The sequence below is a fragment of the Corynebacterium sp. MSK004 genome (assembly GCF_030232515.1).
GTDB lineage: Bacteria > Actinomycetota > Actinomycetes > Mycobacteriales > Mycobacteriaceae > Corynebacterium > Corynebacterium hesseae.
Genome location: NZ_JASPKB010000004.1, coordinates 212,354 through 236,035, shown reverse-complemented (window position 1 = coordinate 236,035; position 23,682 = coordinate 212,354). Strand labels below are relative to the sequence as shown.

21 protein-coding genes and 1 pseudogene are annotated in these 23,682 nt (G+C 64.0%); 5 read left to right on the top strand and 17 right to left on the bottom strand.

The window, feature by feature from the left end:
• Nucleotides 1-140 precede the first annotated feature (140 nt).
• A complete protein-coding gene (locus QP999_RS06710) occupies nucleotides 141-1,238 on the bottom strand; it encodes an HNH endonuclease signature motif containing protein (protein WP_284847937.1) in 1,098 nt (365 codons plus the stop codon).
• A 325-nt stretch (nucleotides 1,239-1,563) separates the two neighbouring features.
• Between QP999_RS06710 and QP999_RS06705 the strand changes: the two genes are divergently transcribed.
• Entirely contained in the window at nucleotides 1,564-2,931 is a 1,368-nt protein-coding gene (locus tag QP999_RS06705) for a M20 metallopeptidase family protein (protein ID WP_070597429.1), read from the top strand.
• Here the strand turns inward: QP999_RS06705 and QP999_RS06700 are convergent.
• The 3 genes from QP999_RS06700 to QP999_RS06690 are packed head-to-tail and all read right to left on the bottom strand — an operon-like array spanning nucleotide 2,867 to nucleotide 4,841.
• On the bottom strand, nucleotides 2,867-3,637 hold the full coding sequence (locus QP999_RS06700) for a PrsW family glutamic-type intramembrane protease (RefSeq protein WP_284847936.1): 771 nt from the start codon (nucleotides 3,635-3,637) through the stop codon (nucleotides 2,867-2,869). The two genes, QP999_RS06705 and QP999_RS06700, sit on opposite strands and share 65 nt — an antisense overlap.
• On the bottom strand, nucleotides 3,634-4,056 hold the full coding sequence (locus QP999_RS06695; protein WP_143334679.1) for a hypothetical protein: 423 nt from the start codon (nucleotides 4,054-4,056) through the stop codon (nucleotides 3,634-3,636). Before QP999_RS06695 ends, QP999_RS06700 begins: the two co-directional genes overlap by 4 nt.
• Nucleotides 4,053-4,841: a PrsW family glutamic-type intramembrane protease gene (locus QP999_RS06690; RefSeq protein WP_284847935.1), complete on the bottom strand. Its 789-nt coding sequence runs from the start codon at nucleotides 4,839-4,841 to the stop codon at nucleotides 4,053-4,055. Before QP999_RS06690 ends, QP999_RS06695 begins: the two co-directional genes overlap by 4 nt.
• 88 nt (nucleotides 4,842-4,929) lie before the next feature.
• Here QP999_RS06690 and QP999_RS06685 point away from each other — a divergent pair, with 88 nt between their 5' ends.
• Nucleotides 4,930-6,099 carry a sensor histidine kinase gene (locus QP999_RS06685; protein WP_284847934.1) on the top strand — a complete coding sequence of 390 codons (1,170 nt, stop codon included), beginning with the start codon at nucleotides 4,930-4,932 and terminating at the stop codon, nucleotides 6,097-6,099.
• Nucleotides 6,099-6,746: a response regulator gene (locus tag QP999_RS06680; protein WP_284847933.1), complete on the top strand. Its 648-nt coding sequence runs from the start codon at nucleotides 6,099-6,101 to the stop codon at nucleotides 6,744-6,746. The genes QP999_RS06685 and QP999_RS06680 overlap by 1 nt, the downstream gene beginning before the upstream one ends.
• Here the strand turns inward: QP999_RS06680 and QP999_RS06675 are convergent.
• The 12 genes and pseudogenes from QP999_RS06675 to QP999_RS06620 form a co-directional block, all read right to left on the bottom strand.
• Nucleotides 6,743-7,123 carry a cell division FtsX domain-containing protein gene (locus tag QP999_RS06675; RefSeq protein WP_070519547.1) on the bottom strand — a complete coding sequence of 127 codons (381 nt, stop codon included), beginning with the start codon at nucleotides 7,121-7,123 and terminating at the stop codon, nucleotides 6,743-6,745. The two genes, QP999_RS06680 and QP999_RS06675, sit on opposite strands and share 4 nt — an antisense overlap.
• Nucleotides 7,124-8,925 (bottom strand): annotated as a pseudogene (locus QP999_RS06670) (BCCT family transporter). It lies immediately after the preceding gene.
• A gap of 301 nt (nucleotides 8,926-9,226) precedes the next feature.
• Entirely contained in the window at nucleotides 9,227-10,864 is a 1,638-nt protein-coding gene (locus tag QP999_RS06665) for an FUSC family protein (protein ID WP_284847932.1), read from the bottom strand.
• Nucleotides 10,836-12,056, bottom strand: a complete 1,221-nt coding sequence (locus QP999_RS06660) for an ABC transporter ATP-binding protein (RefSeq protein WP_284847931.1) — start codon at nucleotides 12,054-12,056, stop codon at nucleotides 10,836-10,838. Before QP999_RS06660 ends, QP999_RS06665 begins: the two co-directional genes overlap by 29 nt.
• Complete coding sequence (locus QP999_RS06655) at nucleotides 12,040-12,798, bottom strand: ABC transporter permease (protein ID WP_284847930.1); 759 nt, start codon at nucleotides 12,796-12,798, stop codon at nucleotides 12,040-12,042. The genes QP999_RS06660 and QP999_RS06655 overlap by 17 nt, the downstream gene beginning before the upstream one ends.
• Nucleotides 12,795-13,700 carry an ABC transporter permease gene (locus tag QP999_RS06650; protein ID WP_284847929.1) on the bottom strand — a complete coding sequence of 302 codons (906 nt, stop codon included), beginning with the start codon at nucleotides 13,698-13,700 and terminating at the stop codon, nucleotides 12,795-12,797. Before QP999_RS06650 ends, QP999_RS06655 begins: the two co-directional genes overlap by 4 nt.
• Nucleotides 13,697-15,115 (bottom strand): ABC transporter substrate-binding protein, encoded by a 1,419-nt coding sequence (locus QP999_RS06645; protein WP_284847928.1) that lies wholly within the window; start codon nucleotides 15,113-15,115, stop codon nucleotides 13,697-13,699. Before QP999_RS06645 ends, QP999_RS06650 begins: the two co-directional genes overlap by 4 nt.
• Nucleotides 15,112-15,867 carry a GntR family transcriptional regulator gene (locus QP999_RS06640; RefSeq protein ID WP_070561454.1) on the bottom strand — a complete coding sequence of 252 codons (756 nt, stop codon included), beginning with the start codon at nucleotides 15,865-15,867 and terminating at the stop codon, nucleotides 15,112-15,114. Before QP999_RS06640 ends, QP999_RS06645 begins: the two co-directional genes overlap by 4 nt.
• 77 nt (nucleotides 15,868-15,944) lie before the next feature.
• On the bottom strand, nucleotides 15,945-16,925 hold the full coding sequence (locus QP999_RS06635; protein ID WP_070561456.1) for an LLM class flavin-dependent oxidoreductase: 981 nt from the start codon (nucleotides 16,923-16,925) through the stop codon (nucleotides 15,945-15,947).
• Between the two features lie 3 nt (nucleotides 16,926-16,928).
• Entirely contained in the window at nucleotides 16,929-18,269 is a 1,341-nt protein-coding gene (gene brnQ, locus QP999_RS06630) for a branched-chain amino acid transport system II carrier protein (RefSeq protein ID WP_284847927.1), read from the bottom strand.
• Nucleotides 18,270-18,307: 38 nt separating this feature from the next.
• Nucleotides 18,308-19,405 (bottom strand): MalY/PatB family protein, encoded by a 1,098-nt coding sequence (locus QP999_RS06625; protein WP_284847926.1) that lies wholly within the window; start codon nucleotides 19,403-19,405, stop codon nucleotides 18,308-18,310.
• A gap of 10 nt (nucleotides 19,406-19,415) precedes the next feature.
• Complete coding sequence (locus QP999_RS06620) at nucleotides 19,416-21,248, bottom strand: ABC transporter ATP-binding protein (RefSeq protein WP_167595635.1); 1,833 nt, start codon at nucleotides 21,246-21,248, stop codon at nucleotides 19,416-19,418.
• A gap of 90 nt (nucleotides 21,249-21,338) precedes the next feature.
• Between QP999_RS06620 and QP999_RS06615 the strand changes: the two genes are divergently transcribed.
• On the top strand, nucleotides 21,339-21,875 hold the full coding sequence (locus QP999_RS06615) for a hypothetical protein (protein WP_070564733.1): 537 nt from the start codon (nucleotides 21,339-21,341) through the stop codon (nucleotides 21,873-21,875).
• Nucleotides 21,872-22,396: an isopentenyl-diphosphate Delta-isomerase gene (gene idi / locus QP999_RS06610; RefSeq protein WP_154762233.1), complete on the top strand. Its 525-nt coding sequence runs from the start codon at nucleotides 21,872-21,874 to the stop codon at nucleotides 22,394-22,396. Before QP999_RS06615 ends, idi begins: the two co-directional genes overlap by 4 nt.
• Here the strand turns inward: idi and QP999_RS06605 are convergent.
• Complete coding sequence (locus QP999_RS06605) at nucleotides 22,393-23,664, bottom strand: carboxylesterase family protein (RefSeq protein WP_070561464.1); 1,272 nt, start codon at nucleotides 23,662-23,664, stop codon at nucleotides 22,393-22,395. The two genes, idi and QP999_RS06605, sit on opposite strands and share 4 nt — an antisense overlap.
• Between the last annotated feature and the right edge of the window lie 18 nt (nucleotides 23,665-23,682).

The following is a 23,682-nucleotide window of genomic DNA, read 5'->3' as shown; positions in this document are numbered from 1 at the left end:
CCTGTCCTAGGCCGACGAGTGCGCTGACTTAAGGATCACCGATGTGCCCGCGTGCCTTGATGTGGTCCGCGGGTGGCAGTGTTGTCACTGGTGGTTAGCTGTTTCCTTTCTGCCGTTGCTGCGTGTGGTGGCTGTGGGTGTTAACTACTGTCGGGTGGTTCCTCTGGTGGTTGTCCTGCTTGTTCGGCGTTGAGTCTGGCTAGTGCTTCTTGGTATTCGGGCATTGCGGTGATTGGTGTGCCCCAGGGTGGGATGAAGGCCACCCCGGTGTTGAGCCGGTACATGTAGCCGCGCCCGGTAGGCCTTTGTGGGTCATCGTCGTTAATCCCGTTGTGGTAGGCGCACAGGAAGGTCAGGTTCTTGATGTTGGTGTAGCCTCCTGCCTGCCAGGGCACCAAATGATGCACCTGGCAGTAATCAGCGGGCTTGTTACAGCCTGGTCTAGAACAGGTGTGGAATTCAGCATGCAGGGTAAGGCGCTGTTTGAAGTTTGCTCCACGCTCTAGCCGGAAGGTGTCGATGGGGCCTTCAATGGGGTGCACGATGGTGGCATACCCTATTTCGGCAAACTTGTGGGTCAAAAATTCTGCCCCGGTCATCCGCCCGCCGTTGGTGAGGTTGAGCTCGATGTCATCACCGTCGCCGTTAATGATCTGGTCCAACTCGTTCAGGGTGACGATGACTTGGGTGCGCACTGCCGGTTTGGAACCGCTTGTTTCTTTGTTGAAGAAGATGTCGTTGGCGGCTTGAAGCAGGTCGGTGTTGGTGGATTCGAGTACGCCGCGCATGTTGGCGATGGTGGTGGCATCGTCGGTTATGGAGAGCGTGTTGGGGCCTTGTTCCCGGTAGGTGATGCGCACACCAGGTTTGGCTATGCGCTTGGAGCGTAGTTCTTTCAGGCGTGTGGCGGCGACGGTGGGGATGCGGTGTGCGGGTGTTCCTGCGAGTTTGATTCGCAGGTTCCAGGCGTCGAGGGTTTTCTTGACTTTTGCGGTGTAGGACTCGATGAGTGTGAGGGTGCCGAGGCTGTGGCGTTGTTGAAGTGCTGCGTGGCGGGCTTTGCGTTGTTTGCCGCTAAAGCGGGTGGGGCCGAAATAAACCTGGTTAAGGTTTGCAAGTTCGGCAGCATCGGAAGCAGAAGCACCGAGCGCGCGAAGCTCATCGGGTGAGCCAGGAATGTTTTCCACCAACGCAATCCCCGAATTGCGAAGGCGGATGTAGATTTCAATATCCCCCATGGCCACAGAGACTAAAACAGCACCGTGGGCCCCGCAACCGGAGGGACAAAATTCCTGGTTAATGGGGCTGGTACGAGAAAAGCCCCTAGATTGAGTTGGTTGGTTCGCATACCAATTGAACTCGCCATACGCTGCTGCCCAACCTTTCTCCTCTCGGTAAAGCCGGTCGAAACGAGATCCTCCTGAGACCATTTCGCACAGCCTCGCAGTAGGTTCGCTATCGGGGATAGCGGGCATGGGTAGCCCATCAGCTTGAGCCCAAACCGACCTGACAGCACAGCAGTTTCCGGTATGCTCGGCGCACATGCTCGGAAAGGATGACACCATGAAGATGGCCCCGCGCCACCGTCAGCAATTGCCACCGCTTCCGATGGTCTCGGCCAAGCTCGGGGAGCGGTTGGCCAGCCACGTGTTCGTGGAGGAAGGCCGGGAGCTGCTTCCGGAGTTGCAGGCCTTCCGCCGCGATATGCACCAGAACCCGGAGGTGGGGCTGCATCTGCCGCGCACCCAGGAGAAGGTGCTCGAAGCCCTTAAAGGCCTACCGCTGGAGATTCATCTGGGCCGTGACCTCAGCTCGGTCGTCGCGGTGCTGCGCGGCGGCAAGCGTGGCGAGCGCCCCGTGTCGGTTCTGCTTCGCGCGGACATGGACGCCCTTCCCGTGCGTGAGCAAACGGGCAGCCCGTTTGCCTCGACGAATAGCAACATGCATGCCTGTGGCCACGACCTGCACACGGCGGGGCTTATCGGCGCGGTGAAGATGCTGTGCCGCCACCGCGAGGAGCTGTTGGGCGATGTCATCTTCATGTTCCAGCCGGGCGAGGAAGGTCCGGGCGGCGCGCAGCCGATGATCGATGAGGGCGTGCTCGACGCCGCCGGCCGCCGGCCCATCGCCGCCTACGGTCTGCACGTCGGCCCGCAGGATAAGGGCACCTTCCACCATATTGCTGGCCCAATGATGGCCTCGTCGTCCAATCTGGGGATCACCGTCTACGGCAAGGGTGGGCATGGCTCGCGCCCGCACGATGCTATCGATCCCGTTGCGGCCCTCGCGGAGATCCAGATGGCGCTGCAAGTGGCGCTGACCCGGCGTTTCGATGCGAACTCGCCGATTGTCATCACGGTGACCAACCTGCGCGCGGGCGATGGCGCGGTCAACGTCATCCCGGACAAGGCGGAGCTGGGCGCGACGGTGCGCGTGCTTCGCGACGAACACATCGACGCAGTCCGCCAAATGATCATCGAGGTCTCGAGCTCCGTGGCGGCTTCCCATCGTTGTACCGCGAAGGTGGACTTCGAGGTCCTGTACTCGGCCACCAAGACTTCACCGCGCGAGGACCAGTTCGCTGCGTCGTTGTGGGCGGGTATGTTCGGCGCGGAAAACGTGCTGACCATGGACACCCCGATGATGGCCTCGGAAGATTTCGGCGCGGTGTTATCCCAGGTTCCGGGCACCTTCATGTGGTTCGGTACGGGGGATCCGCATACCCCGGAGCACATGCGCGAGTGGAACCACTCGCCGCAGGTGCGCTTCGATGATTCCGTTCTGGGAGACCAAGCCGCAGCCCTGGCGGCGGTGGCCTTTGAGCGCCTCGCCGCCGAGGACGCCCACCCCTCGCCGGCCACGAAGGCTATGCGTGCGCCGGTGCAGGGGACGGGGTCGGATGCGCAGCCGCCTTCTTCCGCAGCGCAATAGTGCCCCAGATGGTGGCTACCCATTCGGCGAGCACGACGACCATGCCGGCGAGGAGGGGCCAGATGGCGTCGTCGAGCGCAGTGCTTAAGGACGGGAAGAGATTCTTCGTGGCGTGCACCGCGATGGCGATAATGAGCCAGCGCACCGGCTGCTTCTGGGATAGGCCATAGGCGCTAAGCCCAGCGAACAGCGAGTGGGAGAGCGGGTTGGACCCCAAGCGGATGACCACCGCCCCGATTGCGCCAGCGGTATCCGAATCGAGGTTATCCACTGTCATGCGCGCGAAGGCGGTGGCGTCCTCACCCACAGTAAAGCCGATGCCCACGGCCACGCCCACAAGGACGTAGTCGAGCCAACTGCGGGGCCGGATGACGAAGGTACAGATAAGCAGCACGCCGAGGAACTTCAGCACCTCCTCAATGAGCGGCGCATACCCCACAGCGCCCAGCCAGTCCAGGCCCGCGCGGGCGAGGAGGTGGGACATGTTCGTGTTGAGCTCCACCGCGAGCCCGGAAACCGCGAACCCCCACACCACGCCGTGCGCAATTCCCGGCCGGCGGCGCAGGAAGAACAGCGCGAGGGGGACGAGTACGGCGGCGAAGATCACGGCGGCCAGAGCACTTGCGGGCAGGAAGGGCTCGCCCGCGTAGTGGAAGGCGGTGACGGCCAGCGCGCCGAGGGTCAGCAGGTAGTACAGGTACTTCATGCGTCCTCCGGCTGCACGCGGTCGGCGAAGTCACTTGCCTTCGGTCCGTAGATGTGGAGGAAGGAGATGGTGTTGTTGTGCCGCTGAGACAGCGTGATGCCGTCGCCGTCCTCGACGCGGTAGAGCTCGGCAGCCTGGGTGGTGATGGGGGCGTCGGTGAGCGCGCTGGTCCCGTTGAAGGAGCGGTGCTGGCGCGGCAGGTACGTTTCGACCTCGCGGGAGGAGCTGCCTTCCTCAGAAATGATGGTCGCGCTCCCGCAGTTCCAGGTCTGCGAGGAGGCGTACGGATCCTCCGGGCACTCCAGTCCCGGGATGCCGCGCACGGGGGTGGTGTCGGGAGTGGGGTCGGGGAGGAGGGCGTCGGCAAGCGGTACTGCGGCGAGGACGCCGATGCAGGAATAAATCAGTGTGTTTCTCATGCTTTCGACCCTAAGAGCTGCGGGTTTGCGCCGGTATCCTCCGCAGGGAGGATTTTGCGGAGTTTGACAATGCTGACAATCATGGCCACCCACAGGCCGATGAGGATGAGGAAGGTGGGGAAGATGGGCCATAGGGCGTCGTCAAACGCGGTAGAGATAGACGGGCCGAAATTAGCCGTGAAGTGCACCGCCATGGCGATGAGCAACCAGCGCACCGGTTGCCGGCGGGAGAGCCCGTAAGCCGCGATTGAGGTGAAGAAGGAATGCATGAGCGGGTTCGCGATGAATCGGGCAAGGAGCCCCAGAAGCGTTCCCTTGAGATCAGAATCGAGGTTCTCCAGTGTCATGTTGGTGTAGTAGATGGCGTTCTCGGTCACGCTAAAGCCCATGCCCACGGCCACGCCGACGAAGACGTAGTCCGCCCAGTGACGGGGCCGGATGACGCAGGTGCAGATGAAGACGACGCCGAGGAATTTGAGGACTTCCTCGTTAAGTGGGGCGATTCCAGCGATGACCAGCCAGTCCGGGACCGTACGGACGAGGAGGTGGTACATGTTCTCGTTGAGCTGGCCGGCGAGAGTGGAGACCGCAATGCCCCACACCACCCCGTGCGCAATGCCTGGGTGCTTGCGCAGAATCAGCAGCGTGAGGCCTAGTGCAACAGCGGCGTAGGCCACCGCGGCGAGCGCACTTGTGGGCACGAAAGCGCCGTGGGAGAAATCATAAGCGACGTACACCAGCCCGGCGGCGGTGAGCAGTTCGTACAAAGTCTGTGTTCTTCTCATGCGGTTTAGGCTATGAACCGCGCCTGGGGTGCCGGTATCCTCCGCAGGGAGGATTTTCCGGAACGCAGGGAGAACTATCGTGGCAACCATGACAAGAAAGACGCGACCACTGTGGATCACGGTGCTGCTCATTCTGCTCTGCGTGGTGGCGGATTTGGCGGCATGGATCCCCCATATCGAAAACTTCGAGGGGACGGATCAGGAAGCCCTTGTTTTGGGCTTGATGGGTCTATTTAGCTTCGCCACGTGGATTCTGCTGCCCTTCGCCCTGCACCACTCACGGCGGGAGCGCAACATCCACGAGGAGTACCCCGGCCACCCGGTGGTGCTGATTGCGGCTCTGCTCGTCCTGGTACTAGGCGGGTTTCGCCCACTGTCGCTGTCAGTGCTGGTGGTGTTGATTTCAATCATCTCGCGCGGCCGACTGCGGTGGTCCCTGGCGGGGACGGCGGTGTTCGTGGCCTCGTGTGTGACCATTATCTCTGTGCCTTACATTCGGATGAACATCTTCGATCCCTTTGGTTACGTGTTCTATGGAAGCCTCTTTCTCATCGTTGCTTGGATTACGGGCTCGGTGCGCGCGCAGCGCCGCCAGCGCGAGGTCACGTTGGTCAGCCTGGCGGAGCTCAACGAGGACCAGCTGCGCTCGCGCGAGGAGCGCGCCCGCCTGGAGGAGCGCAACCGCATTGCCCGCGATATCCACGATTCCCTTTCGCACCGGCTCAGCCTCATCTCCGTCTACGCGGGTGGCCTGAGCTACCGCAAGGACGCCGACCCGGAGCGGGTCGCCGAGGCGGCAGACACCATCCAGACGGAGGCGAAGGCTGCAGTAGAGGACCTGCGCGGGGTGATCAAGGCGCTGCGCGTGGATGACCGGGTGGATCCGCGCGCGAGCATCGAGGAGCACATCGGGCGCGCACGCGCGGCGGGGACGAAGGTGCGCTACGTCAAGGGAGACGTCGATAAGCTGAGCACGCTTGCTGCCCACACGCTGGGCCGCGCCGTGCAGGAGGGGCTGACCAACGCGCGCAAGTACGCGCCGGGGAAGAAGGTGACGCTCACCGTGGAGAACGAGGAGGATAAGGTGCGGGTGACCATGCAGAACAAGAAAGTGGCTGCGCAGCCAGAGTCCGGTGGCGGCAACGGCTTGTTGGGTCTGGAGGAACGCGCCCGGCTGGCGGGAGGTACTTTCAGAGTGCTTGACGACGCCTCCACTTTCACCTGGGTCCTCGAACTCCCTGAGGAGGCACGTGCGTAATGATTTCAGTGGTATTGGTCGATGATGAGCAGGCGCTGCGCCGCGGCATTCGCTTCATCCTGGAGGGCGCCGCAGACATCGAGGTGGTGGCCGAGGCCAGCAATGGGCGCGATGGCGTGGCCCGCGTGCTGGACCTGCAACCGGACGTCGTCCTCATGGACATCCGCATGCCCGTCATGGATGGCATCGAGGCGGCCGGGAAACTGCGCGCGAGCGCGCCGGATATCCCGGTGGTCATGCTCACCGCCTTCGATACGGATGAGTTCATCGTGGATGCGCTGCACGCCGGCGCGATGGGCTTTCTGCTCAAGACCATCGAGCCGGAGGGCCTGGTCTCGGCGGTGCGCGCTGCGGCCACGGGGCAGCAGCTTTTGAGCCCGAAGGCCCTGAAGAATCTGCTGGCGCTCAAGCACCCCGAGCCCGCGCCGGCAGAACCAGAGGCGCCTGGGCCCCGCCCGCTGGAGGGCTTAAGCCAGCGCGAGAACGAGGTGGCGCAGCTGGTGGCCCAGGGCCTGGACAACCAGGAAATCGCCGAGCAGCTCTACGTCTCCGTGACCACGGTGAAGACCCACATCAAGCACATCCTGGACAAGCTGGGCGGCACCAACCGGGTGCACATCGCGATTGCGGTGTTGGAAGCGCGCTAGCGCCGGCGGATAAACGCGGAGGCGAGGCCGAGCAGCGCGATGACGATCACGATGATGGACGCCGCCGGCCAGTACTGGGGGTAGTACTTCAGCGCGTAGCCGAAGACCTGGCTGTCGTTGAACTGGCGGGCAAGTGCAATGGGCATCCACCACAACTTTGTGAGAGTGAGGACCGCGCCGAGCAGGCCAGCGATGATGCGGCGACTGCCGCGCAGAAAGAAGCTGGCTGCCACGAGGAGCATGCCGGCGATGGTGAGAGCGAATAGCAGGGGAGTTACCGCAGCGAATGGGGAGCCGTTGATGAGGAACTCGTGGTCAATTTCGTGCTGCTCGATGAGGGTATAGCCCTCAAGGACGACGTCGTCCGGTATTCCCATTTACTTCTCCTTCTGCTCAGTGTTCGGGTCGTAGCCGTCGGCCCAGGTATCGGTGTCGAAGTCGTAGTCTACGTTCTCGCCCTTTTCATCGGTGCGCTGGTACCAGTCCGTGTAGCGGTGGGCGGAGGAGTCGAAGTCGGAGCCTGCACCGCGGCCTTCGTCGGCATGCTCGACGGTGAGCTCGAAGTCATCGCCGTGCTCCTCGATGCCGCGCACGACGGCGTTTTCCACCGCGGCGCGCGCGTAGGCGCGGCGGATGAACATCGGGTCGGAGCGCAGGTCCTTGATGAAGGCCACCATCATGAACAGCAGCACCAGACAGAATGGGAGCGCCGAGAGGATGGTGAGGTTCTGCAGGCCGGTGAGCACGTCCTCGCCGCCGGTGAGCAGCATGACGACTGCAATGCCCATCATGCACAGTCCCCAGAAGATGACGATGAACTTGTTGGGGGCGGGGTCGCCCTTGGAGGACATGGTGCCCATGATGACCGACGCTGAATCGGCCGAGGTGATGAAGAAGACCGCTAGGACCACGATCAGGATGAAGGGCGTGATGCTGCTCAGCGGCAGATTATCGAACATGGCGAAGAGCACCTGCTCGCCGGAGGCGGAGCCGTCAAAGTTGGGCAGGTCCTCGCGCTGGAAAGTGATGGCCGTGCCGCCGAAGATGGTGAAGGCCAAAATGAGGATGAGGGCGCGAAGACGGTGACGGCGGTGAATTCGCGCAGCGTGCGGCCACGGGAAATGCGGGCGACGAACATGCCGACGAAGGGCGTCCACGCGATTCACCATGCCCAGTAGAAGGCGGTCCAGTAGGACTGGAATTCAATCGTTTCATCACCCCAGGACAGGCCCTTGGCCATCATGGGCAAAAGCTGGTCGATGTAGGTGACGATGCCGGAGGGCACGAGGTTGAGCAAAAGCAAGGTTGGGCCGGTGAAGAAAACAAAGACGACCAGGCCGAGCGTGAGCGTGATGTTGAAGTTAGACAGGTAGCGCACGCCGCGGGAGACACCAGAGACCGCAGAGATGATGAACCCGCACCCCAGCACGGCGATGATCACGATGAGCACGGCATTGGTCAACGGACCTGCGCCGCGGATGATGGAGACTCCTTGGCCGATCTGGATAGCGGAAAGCCCCAGCGTGGCGGCGGTGCCGAAGAGCGTGGCGACGAGTGCGAGGATGTCGATAAGCTTGCCCAGCGGCCCGTCGGTATCGCGGGAGCCAAACAGGGGCTTGAAAATCGAGGACACCAGCGGGACGCGGCCGCGGCGGTAGGAGGAGTAGGCGATGGCGCCGCCGACGAGGGCGTAGGCCGCCCAGGGAGAGACACCCCAGTGGTAGTGCGCCTGAGCCATTGCTTGGTGGAGGGCTTCGACGCTGTTGCCGTCGACAGTGTGGGGAGGCGGGGTGATGTAGTGCGACAGCGGCTCCGAAGGACCGTAGAAGAAGATGCCGACGCCGATGCCGGCACCGAACATCATGGCCACCCAGCTGAACCAGCCGAACTCGGGTTCCTCGTCATCGGTGCCGAGTTTGATGCGGCCGAGGCGGGAGCAGCCGATATAGAGCATGGTGACGACGGCCATCATCATGGTGATGTTGAGCAGCCACCCGGCGTTGGTGATGGCCCAGGAAAAGGCCGTGGAGGAGGCGGCGGAGACGGACTCCGGTGAGGTGATGCCCCAGATGATGAAGGCTACGACGAAGGTCGCAGTGCTGAAGAAGGTGATTTTATCGAGGGTGAAAGCGTTGCGTTGATCCTCCACACCGATTCCGGGAACCAAGCCCGGGTGCATGTTGTGGGGATAGAGGCCAACGGGTGGACCGGTAGATTTTTCGAGTGTTCACCCTCACCATTATCGCAGGTGCGCGAAATGACAGTGGTGTGAGCTAGGATGAAGGCACTTATTTCTGCGTCGATTGGAATGCCATGCCGCTGCCTAATTTTGATGAGAATGTCCGTGAGCTGGAGGAAGCCTTTGCCCTCTTTGAGCTCGTGGAGGAACACGTCCTCGACCCGAACCTGCTGTTCACGGTGAAATAATCCGCCTCTTCTGTGCGCCCGCGAGTACTCCGCGGCGGGTGCGCACTATGAGGTCATTGGCGCATTTCCGCTGCGGTGATCTTCTCAATGAGCGTGTCGAGCTCCGCGCGGCTGGGCTGTGAGAGCGGGTTGACCACGCAGAAGTCGAGGAGGAAGTAGCCAGCGGCCTGCAGAGCCGTGTGGCGCTGCCAGAACTGGCTGATATCGGAGTGGTTGGTGGCCAGCGACTGGATGCTGCGCCGCTCCGAGAGTAGCTCGTAGTGCAAGTCGCGGCGCTGCGCCAGCGCCTCCTCCGGGGTCTTGATAAGCAGGGAGCCGAGCAAGGCTGCCATCGCCTCGAAGCAACGCGTTTGCAGGCGGTAGTGGTTGGTCATCTGAGCCCGCGGCTTCCACAGCCACAAGAAGAGCATCGCCACGACCACGGAGAGCCCAATCTCCGCCATGCGCGAGCCGATGGTGTGGGCCAAATGCTCCGAAGAATTACCCATCAGCAGCGCCAGCGGGGTGGAGAAGATAACGCACAGCGCGTAGTTCTTCACCACCAGAATCTCCGCGCAGAACTGGCAGAAGGCCAACGCGAGCACCAGCCCCCAGCCGTGCGGGCTGAAGGAAGCGATGAGAGCGAAGAGGCACACGCCCAAGACCGATCCCAGCATGCGCTGCACGCCGCGAATCGTTCCCGGCACCCGGTCGGGGCCCCACTGCAAGACCAGGAGCACCGACACCGCGCCCCAGTCCGGGCGGTTAAGCCCCAGCGCCAAGCCGATGAACGCGGTGACCAGGCCGCCGAGCGCGATTTTCTCCGCCGTCACCACCGCGTGGGAATTGCCCACCGCAGCGCGGTAGAAGCGGTAGCGCATCGTCGGCTTGGTGTGCGGGATGGCGGTGCGGTCAGGGTCGACGTAGGTGGGGGAATCAGAGAGCTGATCCGAGTTGCCGCCCACCTGTTTGTGGTGCGCCACGATGCGCTGTTGCGCGGCCAGCGCGCGGTGAACCAGCTCCGCCTGGGCGGGGCGGCGGATGCGGCGGCCGCGGATGATGCCGGCGTCGGCAAGCGCTTGCCAGGCGGTGGAGATAGCGGATTGCGCCTGGTGGTGGCGGGCCAAGAAATCGGTGTCCGAGTGAAGGAAGGCATCGGCGGCCTTCTCTAGCGCGGCCACCGCGCGCGTTTCCGGGCCGTGCGGATCCCTAAAGCGCGGCACCATGCCCAGCACGTAGCCCGCCGCCACGCCGGCCAGGCTCCACGCGGCAACCTCCCACGGGGAGACCCCGCGCAGCATGGTGGAACCACCGGCCACCATCACGATGAAGAAGGAACCCGGCGGCGGCAGCCGCAGCGCATTCTGCACGAACGCGCCGATGGTTGCCAGAGCCACCGTAAACACCGCAGACAGCGCCAGGCCATGCACGCCGACGAGGGAACCGGCCGTAGCCGCCAGCGTGAGCAGCCCGCCAGCGGTGAGGATCACGCGGCGCCGCGTGCGGTAGGGGTGCCCCTCGCCGTAGATGACGGAGAAGGCGCCGGCAGAAATGAGCAGCACCGCATCCGGGTGGCCCGTTAAAACAGCAATCCCGCCCGGGATGATGATCGCCAATGCCGCGCGCAGGGCACCGGGCCAACGGCGCGCGGAGGTGTTGAAGGCGGTAAAGAGCTGAAGGGCGTTAGGGCGTTGCGGCAGAGGGTGTTCCATATCGGGAGAACACCTTACTCGCTTCGCCGCGCTCGACCAGCCGGCCGTCCTGCAAGACCGCCACCGTGGGGCATAAGTGGCGCACGACGTCGATGTCGTGGGAGACAAACACCAGCGTCATGTCCTTCGTCACGCGCTGCAGCAGCTCCAGGACCTGGGCCCGCGAGGTGGCGTCCAGCGCCGAGACGGCCTCGTCCGCCAGCAGAATATCCGGCTTGCCTACCACGGCGCGCGCCAGCGAGATGCGTTGGCGCTGCCCGCCGGAGAAGTCCCGGGGATAGCGCTCGAAGCCCTCGATGCCGACCTCCCGCAGCACCGCCTCGGCCTCCTCGCGGGTCCCGCCGCCCTCGGCCACGATCTTCCAAATAGGCATGCGCGGGTTGAGCGAGGCTTTGGGGTCTTGGAAGACCATGTGCACGCGCTTGGCGACGTCCACCGTTCCCGAGGTCGGCTCCGCCAAACCGGTGAGCAGCTTGAGCAGCGTGGATTTGCCGGAGCCGGAGCCGCCGACGATGCCGAGGCGCTCGCCCTCGCGGACGGTGAGGGAGACGTCGTCCAGCGCGGTCACCCCGCGGTAAGTCTTGGTCACGTTCTTGAGCGTGATGACGGGCTCGCCCAAGGTAGGTACGGGTGGTGGGGTGAGATCGGGCGTGGTGAGCTCGCCGATGCGCACGACGCGGTCGCACACGCGCTTGACGACATCCTGGTCATGGCTAATAAACAGCAGCGCGGTGTCCTCGTTATCGGCGGCATCCACGATGGCGGTCAGGATTTCTTCCTGGGTGAAGGGATCCAGTGCGGTAGTCGGCTCATCGCAGATGAGGAGCTTGGGGCGGCGGGCCATGGCCATCTCGATGAGTGCGCGCTGGCGCTGCCCGCCGGAGAGCTGGTGCGGGAAGCGGTTGAAGCCGGGCACCTTCATCAGCGGGTCGAGCGCGGTCATGGGTTCTTGAAAGACCATGGCCAGCGGCAGCGTGCGCAGATCGCGGTCGCGCATGCCCAGCAGCTCCTGGCCGTTGAACTGGATGGATCCGGTGGCTTGCAGGTGATCGGGCAACAGCCCCATGATGGCCAGGGCGGTCAGGGACTTGCCGCTGCCGGAATCCCCGACGAGGCCGACGCGCTCGCCGGGTGCGATGGAAAAGGAGAGGGGGCCGACGGGGCCCACGCGCAGATCAGTGACGGTCAGCATGGCTTCCTAGAAGGTTGAATCCGAGGACGGTGCCGGCGATGGCCAGCCCGGGCCACAGCGCCTGGAGGGGGTGGGTGGCCAGGAGGGGCTGGGCGTCGTGAAGCATGCGGCCCCACGAGGCGGTCGGCGGGGCAGTGCCCAGGCCGAGGTAGGAGAGACCGGCTTCGGCGAGGACGGCCAGCGCAAAGTAGACGGAGGCCTGGATGGCCACGATGCCGCCGAGGTTGGGTAGGACGTGGCGCCACGCGATGAGCGCCGGCGGCACGCGCGAGATGCGGGCGGCCGCGATATAGTCCTGCGTCATGATTTGCAGCGTGCCCGAGCGCGTGACCCGGATAAAGGAGGGGATGCCGGCGATGCCGATGGCGATGGTGGCCGTGAGCGTCGACGAGCCCCACACCGCGCCGGCGACGATGGCCAGCAGGAGCGCGGGGAAGGCGAGCAGCAGGTCGGTGGCCGCCATGATGAAGCCACCACCGCGCATCCCGGCGATAATGCCCAGTGGTACCCCGATGAGGGCGGCGATGGCTACCGCCACCACGCCCACCAGCACGGTGATCTGGGCGCCGGCGAGGATGCGGGAGAAGGTATCGCGCCCGAAGCGGTCGGTGCCCATGAGGTGCTCCAGGCTGGGGCCGGCCAGGCGGTCTGGGGAGATGAGGTTGGGGTCATAGGGCGTCCACACCAGGGAGATAAGCGCGAGCAGGACGGTCAGGCCCACCAGAATGTAGCCGGGTTTCATCGTGCCTCCTTCAGCCGCGGGTCGATGACCCGGTAGGCCAGGTCCGTGAGCAGGTTGACGGTCAGCGTGAAGGTCACGAAAACCATGATGAGGGTCTGGACGGTGGTGAGGTCGCGGGTGGAGACGGCGTCGAGAAGCAGCGAGCCCAGACCTGGAATGACGAAGACGTTCTCGATGACCACCGCGCCCACCACCAGGGTGCTCAGCTGCACGCCGGTGACGGTGAGCACCGGCAGGGCGGCGTTGCGCAGGCCGTGGCGGATGAGCGCCCCGGTGCGGGATTCACCCAGGGAGCGGGCGGTGCGGATATAGTCCTTGTCCATTTCCTCGCGGAGGGTGCCGCGCACGTAGCGCGTGAGCATCGCGCCTTGCACCAGCGCCAGCGAGATGACCGGCAGGACCAGGTGGCTGAGGCCCTCGCGCGGCAGCTGCCAGCCGTTGGCCGGCAGCCAACCCAGGTGCACGGAGAACACGGCAACGAGCAAAATACCGACTAAGAAGCTGGGCACCGCGATGCCCAGCTGCGTGGCCGCATTGAGCACGGGGAGTTTAAAGCGGGCGAGCAGGATGCCCATGGGAATAGCCCCGGCTAGGGCGAGGACAATGGCCAGCCCGATGAGCAACAGCGTAACCTGCGCGCGGTCAATCACCAGCGGAGTGATGTCCTGCTGCGAGGACAGCGAGACGCCGAAGTTGCCGGTCAACAGCCCTTTCATCCACTCCAGGTATTGCACGAGAAGCGGGCGGTCTAGGCCCATGGCGTGGGTCAGCTCCGCCACGGATTCATCGGTGGCGTTGACGCCCAAGGCCACGCGCGCCGGGTTGCCGGGCACGGCCCGCATGAGCAGGAAGATGATGATGGAGGCGGCCCACATCGTGCCGAGGAAGCGCAGGATTCTCATTGCACACCTTTAAGCTCGATGGCATCGGTGATCTGGTTAGGCTGTAGGCCGGTCAGGCCCTCGCGGTAGAGCACGATATTGGGCATGTTCATTAAGGTCAGGGCGGGCATATCTTCCATGATCTGGTCGACCGCCCCTTTCATGTCATCCTGCTTCAACAACGTGCGGGTCTGCGGCGAATCATAGCCGATGTAATAGTCCGGGTTGCCAAAGATGGTGGGGATATCGCGCGGTTCGACGTGCGCGACGAGCGACATCTGATAATCCTTGGCCCCCATCACCTGGCTCAGCCAGACGGCTGGGAACTCGGCGGTTTCCAGCGTGACCTCGAATCCCATCTCCGTCAGCTGCGAGTAGAGGAACTCGGAGAGCGTTTGCGTATAGGGCAGGCTTGGCACGGTGAGCGTGAGCGGCGTGCCCACGGCCCCGGCCTCCTCCATCAGCGCGCGGGCGCGCGCGGGGTCGTAAGGGTAGTAGTCCTTGGCGCTAAACCACGGGTCGGTCGGCGGCACCGGAGCGCCGCCGGTGTCTTTCGCGCGGCCCTCCCAGAGGATGTCGTTGGCGGCCTGGCGGTCGATTCCATAAGCCACGGCGCGGCGCACGCGGGGATCGTCGAAAGGCGCTGCCTGGTTATTCATGGACAGCAGCACCTCGCCGTTCGTGGTGCCCACGGCGGTTTCGATGGAGTCATCGAGGGTGTCGAGCAGCTCGGGGTTCTGCACGCCCCACACGGCGTCGACTCCGCCGGAGCGCAGGGCGTTGACCGCGGTGAGGGAATCCGGGAAGTAGCGGATGGTGATGTCTTCCTTCGCCGGGGTTCCCCAGTAGTCCGGGCGGGCGCGCAGCGCGATGTACTCGTTGGGGGAGAAGCCGGCGACAGCGAAGGGGCCGGTGCCCACAGCTTCAGTGGGCGTGCGCATGGCGCCGATGACGGTACCCATGGACCACAACCAGCCGGCGGAGGGGCGGGATAGCTCGACGACGAGCGTGTGATCATCCACCGCCGTGGCGGATTCCACCACGTCCATCTGCTTCTTGAGCCCGTTGGTCCACTCCGTTTTCACCGCGTTGATGGACCACGCGGCGGTGTGCGCGGTGAAGGCCTCGCCGTTGGAGAAGGAGGCCTCGCGCAGGCGGAAGGTGTAGCGCGTGGAGTCCACCTCCCAGGACTCGGCCAGTCCCGGTTCGATGTCGCCTTGCGCGGAGATACGCACGAGGGTTTCGTAAACGTTGCTCATGAGCGCGGCCGGGATGGCGGCGCCGCCGACGGTGGTGAAATCCAGGGACGTCGCGGGCGTCGTCGTGGCCAGCGTCAGCGCGGAGGAATCAGAATCAACAAGCGCCGTGGAACCGGCGGAGCAGGCGCTGAGCGACGCCCCCAGCACCACCCCCAGCGCACCTAACCAGGCCTTCATCCTTCGGACAACTTGACCTCGAGCGGGGAGGTGGTGCCGCGCACACTCGTCATGCCAAGTGTGAGGCGGTCCCCGAGGTACAGGATTTCGGTGCACTCGACGGGATGCCCGGAGTGATCCGAGATGTCCAAGTGCAGGCGCCACAGCGGGGTGGCGGGCTCGACGTTGAGGGAGCGCGCATCCTCCTCACTGGCGGAAGCCAGCGAGAGCTCGCGGTTGACGTTGTCGAATTCCACGCCTTGCTTGCGCAGGTGATCGTGGATGGACTCATTATCGGCATCGAAGTTGAGGATGTGGCTGCCCACGTCGACTGGGAAGAACATGCGCTCGATGGCGATCGGCATGCCATTGGCGCTGCGCACGCGGTGCACAAAGATAACCGGGGAGCCGGGCTCTACCCGCAGGAACTCGGCCTCCCTTTCGGTAGCGGGGCAGCGGCCCAGCCACAGGGTGGAGGCGCCGGGCTCGAATCCGCGCTCGCGCAGCCAGTGTGTTACGGAGTAGATGGAGTCGAAGGACTCCGAGGTGAAACGGCCGAGAACGACAGAGCGGCGGCCGCGGCCGGAGGAAATGAGGCCTTCCGAGCGCAGCGCCGCGACGGCCTGGCGCACGGGACCGCGGGATGAGGAGAATTGCTCGCACAGCTCGGCCTCGCTGGGCAGAAAATCACCGGGAGAAAGCTTCTTGCTGCGGATGAGATTGCGCAGATAGTCAGCGATAATACTGTGCTGCTGTGTACCGCGAAGGGCCACGGTGATGCTCCTCTATGTAGAAAACGCTGTGATGGGTAGTGATGTGTTGAAGCGCGGATGCGCGAGGGCGCGTCCGCCTACAGCTGCCACGCTTGAGCCAGGTTAACCATGTTACCCAAGGCGGCCTCGTGGCTTGTGGATTGCAGGGAGATCATGAGTTCATCCGCCTGGGCCAGATTTTGGAATTCCGTGAGGTAGTCGCGCACGTGCTCGATACTGCCCACGGCGGAGTACTTCAGCATGCCGATGATTTGCTGGCCCTGCGGGGAATCGATGATGCGGGCAACGTCGGCGTCGCTGAGCTGCTTGCCACGACCTGCAAAGGCCTTGACGCGGCGGAAGCAGACCTTTTCAAATTCCTCGTCGGCGTCATCACCCGCGGTGACGTTGACACCCGCGATGACATAGGGCTCCGGGTGGGCTTCGGAAGGCTGGTAATTCTCGCGATAGTAGGCCGTGGCGGCCTCGAGGTGTTGCGGGGCAAAGTGCGAGGCGAAGGCATAGGGAAGCCCGTACTTGGCGGCGAGCGAGGCGCCGAACAGCGAGGATCCCAGGATGTAGATGGGGACGTTGGTGCCATGGCCGGGGATGGCCTTCACTCCGGGGATGAGGGACTTTCCGGAGAGGTAGCCCTGTAGCTCCTTGACGTCCTCGGGGAAGCGTTCGGCGGCGTGGCCATCGCGGCGCAGGGCGCGGCCTAAGGTCTGCATGTCGGTGCCGGGGGCGCGGCCCAGGCCAAGGTCGACGCGGCCGGGGTAGAGCTCGGCGAGGGTGCCGAATTGTTCGGCGATGACATAGGGCGCGTGGTTCGGCAGCATGACGCCGCCGGAGCCCAAGCGGATGCGCTCGGTCTTCGCGCCGATGTGTGCGATGAGTACTGCCGGGGAGGAGGAAGAAATGGAGGGCATGTTGTGGTGCTCGGTGTACCACATGCGCTTAAACCCCAATGCCTCCGCGCGTTGCGCCAGCTCGACCGACCTGGCCATGGACTGGGAGGGAGATTCCCCCGGGTAGATGGTGCAGAAATCGAGGACGGACAAAGCGGCGCGGGACGTCATGAGCTACTCACTTTTCTTCGACGAGCCTGTAGATACAACGTCGATGATAACGCCGATGGCAAATGCGAGGAGCGTGGGAACCACCCAGCCCAAACCAACGTCTTGGCCAGGGGCGAAATCAAGCGGCACACCGAAGGAGGTGGCGGCGGACCACAGCACGGAAACCCACAGCGCCAAGCGGAATCCCCAGTAGAAGGTGACCCACTTCTTGACCACCGGCTGCAGGAGGGTCAGCGCAATCAGCGAGATAGCCGGCGGGTACAAGAACACGATGAAGGGCACCGCGATGGCAAGCACCGTGTCAAGGCCCTGGAAAGCGAAGGCGATGGACAGCGCGGTAAACAGGCAGGCCCACAGGTGGTAGGTGGTCTTCGGCACAAGGAGGGCGAAGAACTCCGAGGTGGCGGAAATCAGGCCCACGGCGGTGGTCATGCACGCCAGGATGACGATGGCGGAGAAGACGGCCTGGCCGATGTTGCCCATGGTGAGATTGGAGGCGTCGGCAAGCAAGGCGGCGCCGGACTCATAGGAGGCACCGTTCGGCATGGTTTGGCCGATCCACGCCAGCCCCAGGTAGATGGCGGCGAGCAGGGCGCCGGCGATGACCGCGGAGAGAATGGTTCCGCGCAGCAGCTCACTGTTCTTGGAAAAACCCTTGGAGCGCAGGGAGGTCACGATGACGATGGAGAAAGCCAGGCCCGCGATGGCGTCCATGGTGTTATAGCCCTCAAAGAGGCCGGTAACGAAGGGTGCGGAGGCATACTCTTCGGTCGGGGTGCCGGGAACGCGGGGATTCGCCACGGTAGCGAGGGTGATGAGGACCGCGAGCAGGATGACCAGCGCCGGGGTGAGGAACTTGCCCAAGGTGTCGATGATGTCATTCGGGCGCCAGGCCAAAGCCAACGCGATAAGGAAGAAGACGACGTTGAAGGCGCCGTTGGCGAAGGTCCCCTCCCACCCCAGCAGCGGGGTGATGGCGGTTTCCATGGACACCGCGCCGGTACGCGGCAGGGCGTAGAAGGCGCCGATGGCCAGGTAAGCAATGACGGAAAAGGCCACGCCGAAGATCTTGCCGCCGTGGTTTCCGATGTCCCGCACGGACTGGCCGGAAATGGCCACCGCGACCACAGCCAAGACCGGCAGCGCCACGCCGGCGGCGAGGAAGCCCAAGGTGGCGGGCCAGAAGTTGGTGCCGGAGGAGACACCGACTTCCGGCGGGAAGATGAGGTTGCCCGCTCCAAAGAACATGGAGAAGAGCATGAGTGAGGCAACGATGACGATGCCGATGGGAGAACCCGTCTTCGAGGCGGACTGAGAGGGAGCCTGAGCGTCATTAATGGACATTTTTCTAAGAATAATGCCCATGACATGAGATGTAAACTCTAGCTGAAGGCCTTCTCTAGCCGATCCAGCGCTTCTTCGAGCAGCTCGCGGGAGGTGGCGAAGTTCAAACGCGCGTGGTGCTCGCCGCCCGTACCGAAGGTCACGCCCTCGTTGAGAGCCACCTTGGCGTGCTCGCGAACCCACGCTGCGGGCTTCGGGTCATCACCAATAGCGGTCTCGGAAAAATCCAACCACAGCAGGTAGGTGGCCTGCGGGTGGGAAGTCTTTAGGCCCGGCACGCGCTTGGGCAGCTCCTCCACCAGCCAGTCGCGGGTCTTCTTCAGGTACGCGATCTCCTCGTCGAGGAACTCCCCGCCGTCGCGGTAGGCGGACTCCGCCGCCAGAACGCCCAGCGTGCCGGTGCCGTCCTTGGCCACACCGGTCAGCGAATTCCAGCGCTCCACGTCCACGGAGTTGGAGAAGATCACCTGCGCGCACTTGAGACCCGCGGTATTCCACGCCTTGGACGTGGCGGTGACGGTGATGACGCGGTCGGACAAAGCACCCAGCGGGATGTGGCGGCCCTCGTAGACCAGCGGGGCATGGATCTCATCGGAGAGGATACGGGCATCATACTTATCCGCCAGTTCCACGAGCCCCCGCAGCCAGTCCTCGTCGAAGACGATGCCCAGCGGGTTATAAGGGTGGGAGAGCAGGATAGAGCCGGCGCCAGCCTTAAAGGCACGCTCGATATCGTCTAGCTCCAGCGAGGTCTCTATCTTCTCGCGCCCCGCGGTCTCCGGCAGCTCCAACAGCGGCGGGTAAGACGGAACCGGTACGGCCACCGCGCCCTCAGTAAAGTACTGCACCCCGAGCAGCAGCCCGCGCACGACGTCCCCAATCCAGAAGACGTGCTGTGGGCGCCAGCCGTAGCGCGATTCATAGAAATCCGCCAGGGCCGCGTTGAGCTCGGAGGCCTTGGGGGCTGGGGTGTAGCCGAAGGATTCGGCGTCGACAGCCTCCTGTATTGCTTCCTTCACCGCGGGGGCGGTGAGGAAGTCCGATTCAGCGATCCACAGGGGAATGATGTCCTCGTCATAGACGGTCCACTTGCGGGTGCCGCGGGCACTAAGTTCTTTCAGGCTAGGGAAATGCATGCGCCCCACCTTACTCGTCGGTGGGCTGCACAAATCCGTATTTTTTCAGCCGCTGGCGGTCGGCGGCGGAGGCGGATTGGGTCAAACGCAGCAGCTCGGCGTAGATGCCGCCGGACTGTGCCAGCTCGGCCGGAGAACCAATCTCGGAGATGCGGCCGTGGTCGAGGGTGATGATGGTGTCCACGTCCGCGATGGTGGACAGGCGGTGCGCGATGATGAGCGTGGTGCGGTCCTTCATGAGCTCGTCCAGACCGGCCTGGACGGCGCGCTCGGCCTTGGTGTCCAGCGCCGAGGTGGCCTCGTCGAGCACGAGGATGGGGGCGTCCTTCAGCATGGCGCGCGCCACGGCCACGCGCTGCTTCTGCCCGCCGGAGAGCTTGAGGCCGCGCTCACCGATGACGGTGTCATAACCATCGGGGAATTCCTCGATGAAGTCGTGCGCATTGGCGCGCTTGGCGACGTCTAAGATCTCCTCCATCGTCGCCCCCGGCTTGCCATAAGCGATGTTTTCCTTGATGGTGCCGGAAAAGAGATAGGACTCCTGGAAGACCACGCCGACCGAGGCGCGCAGGCGCTCGGCGGTAAGCTCTGCGGCGTCGTGCCCGAGCACAGTCAGCTTTCCCTCCGTAGGCTGGTACAGGCCCAACAGCAGGTTGACCAGGGTGGACTTGCCGCCGCCGGACTCGCCGACAAGCGCGACCTTATGGCCCTCCTGGGCGGCGAAGGAAATACCGGCGACGACCGGCTTATCCGACTCATAGGAGAAGGACACGTCCTCGAAGGCAAAGACCGGGCCTTGCGTTGGGCGCAGCGGCTCGGCCGGGGTGAGGTCCAGCTCGGGGACGTCGGAGGCGTCAGCGGCGGCGACCAGCTGCGGGTTTACCGTCGGCTCCGGGGTCTCCTCCATGACCTTGAAATAGTCCTTGGAGCCGGCGATGGCGCGCTGGCTGACATCCACGATCCAGCTCATCATGAACACCGGCTGCTTGGCCATGTTCACCAGCTGCAGGAGCATGACCATGTCACCGATGGAGAAGTGGCCCTCCAAAGTGCGCCAGAAGATCAGGCCATAGATCCCTAAGAAGATCAGCGCCATGGCCGCGCCACGCGCGGTATCCATGGAATGCCACCAGCGCGATTGCGGCTTCGTCGTATCCACCACTGTGCGGTAGCGCGAACCGAAGGAGGCCAACTCGCGGGCCTCGGCCACGAAGGACTTGGTCACCTTCACCTGGCCGATGACCTCTGCGAAGCGCCCATTGGCCACGTCAATGTTTTCGTTCTTGATGGCCTCGAATTTCTGCCAGCGCTCCGAGGTCAGCGCGGTGAGCCACATATAGATAGGGAAGAGCGCTGCCAGCAGGATGGCCAGCGGCCAGTAGTAGACCGTCGTGATGACCAGCACCGCTGCGGCCTGGATGAGCATGACGAAGAAGTTATTGGAGAAGGACTGCAGGAACTGCGTGATATTCGCAATCGAGCGGTCCAAGCGCGCAATGATGGTGCCGGTGACCTGGTTGTCGTAATAGCCCTGCGGTACGGAGAGCAGCTTGGCAAAGTAGCGCGTCGAAAGAATCTGGCGCAGGCGCGCCACCATGACGTCGCCGATATAGCCGCCGATATTCTTCACCACATTGCCCAGCGCGTCCGCCACAAAGAGTGCCACGACCCACCACAGGATGGTGCGCAGCGGGCCGCCCGCGACGACGGTGTCGGTGGCCTCGCGGAGGATGAAGGGAGTCAGCAGCGAGAGAATCGCGGTGACTGACGCGGTGATTAGGACGCCGAGATAGAACGGCCACAGCGCAGACGCGCTGCGGACGATGCGGAGAATAGAGTTCATCGTCGGCCGATGTTACGCCCTTAATAGGAATATCCAACCCGTCGACTAAGGTAAGGGAGAAACCGAAGTCGTGATGGAAAAGGATTCGCGGTGAAGAAGTACCTCCCCCTAGCGTGTGCCCCGCTGTGCCTGGTTGCCCTCTCAGGCTGCAGCATCCTCCAGCCGCCGGACACGGGCCCGCAGGACAACATCGTGGTGTCCAGCTCGGAGCCGCCGACCTTTGAGGCTAAAGACGTGGACGCCGAAGAGGTGACCTCTAACCTGGCGGCACCTGTCAAGGACAAGGGACTCAACGTGGAGTATGAGCTGCAGGGCCTGTACTCCGGCGGCGGTGGAACGGTGCTCACGGTGAAGATCCACAACCTCAACGAGGTGCCCATGCCTGCCGACGCCCTCCCGGAACCCACCCTCGAGCGCGCCGATGGCAACGGCGGCTGGGCCACCGTGGATTCGATTGATGTTGACCCCGCTGTCCACCCAGATGTAGCCGCGCCGGGCTTGGACCACCCGCTGGGGGCAGGCGCGTCCACCAACCTCCAGTATGTCTATGACGTTGCCCCCGGCAACCTCTGGAACGCGCGCTTTAACATCGGCAACGTGCGTTTTGTAGGAGACCTCAATCTATGACGGAACTCGTCGTTCTAGCCTCGCCCGAGGGCAAGCCCGCAGGCGTAGCTGAGAAGGCCGCCGTCCACACCGCGGATACTCCGCTGCATTTTGCATTCTCCGCCTGGGTGGTGCGCGGTGGCGAGCTGTTGCTGACTCGCCGCGCCCTGTCCAAGCTGACCTGGCCTGGTGTGTGGACCAATTCCTTCTGCGGACATCCCGGGCCGGATGAGCCGACTGCCGACGCCGTCCTGCGCCGCGCCCAGTTCGAACTTGGCCTCAGCGGCACCCCTCACTTAGTGCTGCCGAACTTTTCCTACCGCGCCGTGGATTCCTCCGGCGTGGTGGAAAACGAAATCTGCCCGGTCTATCTCTTTGAGACCACCGACGAACCCACACCTAACCCGGATGAGGTGGACTCCTTCGCGTGGGTACCGGTGCGCGATGTCCTCGCTGCCGCCGATGCCACGCCATTCGCCTTTAGCCCGTGGATGGTTGAGGAGCTGGCCCACGAGCCGCTGCGCGAGGCCCTCCTGGCCTAAAGCAGGCTGCCATCCTGGGCGAAGGCCGCCGAGATATAATCCAGGCTGGAATAGGCCACGCGGTTTTCGCCGTTATCCAGGTTGTATTCCCAGATGGCGTGCTCAGGGCGGTAGGCCTCGAAACCGGGCTCGCCGGTGCGCACGAAGTCCCGCAGCCACTGCGCTAGCTCCGTGTCCCCGAAGAGCGGGCGCAGCTCCTCGCAGTGCAGGGCCGGGCCCGAGGAGCGGGTGAACTCCACCATCCAGGTCTTACCTGGTGCCTTCTCCGCCACCTCTGCCGCCCAGCGGCGGATGATGGCATCACCCACCAACCGGCCCATAGGGCGGTCCTTATCCATGTGCTGTGCCACCTGATACCACGGCTTGAAACCATTGCGGGGAAATCCAAAGCGCGGGGCCACATAGCGCAGGATGAGGCTGCGGAAAGGGGAGCGATCGATCTTCTGCGTGGCCGGGATGTTGTAGAACTCGTCGCGGGTGCTGGCGAGGATGAGGGGGACGTCGGCAAGCTGCCCACACTCCAGTGGGGTAGGGCCCAGCGCCATATCGAGGCTGTACTTCTTGCGGAACTTGGCGTAGCCGGCCGCGAGCTCCTCTTGGCTCATCGCCGCGAGGGAGGAGCGCGTGATGGGCTTCTTCATCACCTGGCGCAGCGTGGCCTTGCGCTCCTCGAAGCTCTCCCGAGGGAAGCCCGGGGAGAGCGCCACGGCGCGGCGAAAAGCCCCGCGGTAGTGGTCGCGCCGACACAGCCAGAGAACGGCATTGGCGCCGGCGGACTGGCCCACGACGGTGACGTTGGTGGGATCGCCGCCGAAGGACTCGATGTTGCGCTGAATCCATTCCAAGCCCAGCTGTAGGTCCTCGATGGCGCGGTAGTGGTTGGGCTCATCATCGCGGAAACGGGCCAGGCCCGGCAGCCCCACGCGGTAGTCCAGCTGCACGTGGACGATGCCCGCCTCCGCGGTCGGCGTACCCTCCGCCCGGGGGTCCTCGTGGGAGCCGTGCTCGTAGCGGCCGCCGTGGATGTAGACCAGCGTGGGGGCTAGGGCGGCGGTGCGTTTGCCGGGCGCGGGGGCGGTGATGGTCAGCGCGACCTTCTCCGGATGCGGTTCGCGCGCGTCCTGGTCACGCGGCGGGGCGGGCTCGGGGTTATCGAAATCTCCCGGGATGTGGGAGTACTCGATGGAGTGGAAATGGGCCACGTCCCCATCGAGGTAGCCGGTGATGGTGCCCGCGGGGCAGGTGACGTCGAAAGGTGCACTGCTCATGGACAACAGGCTACCCTG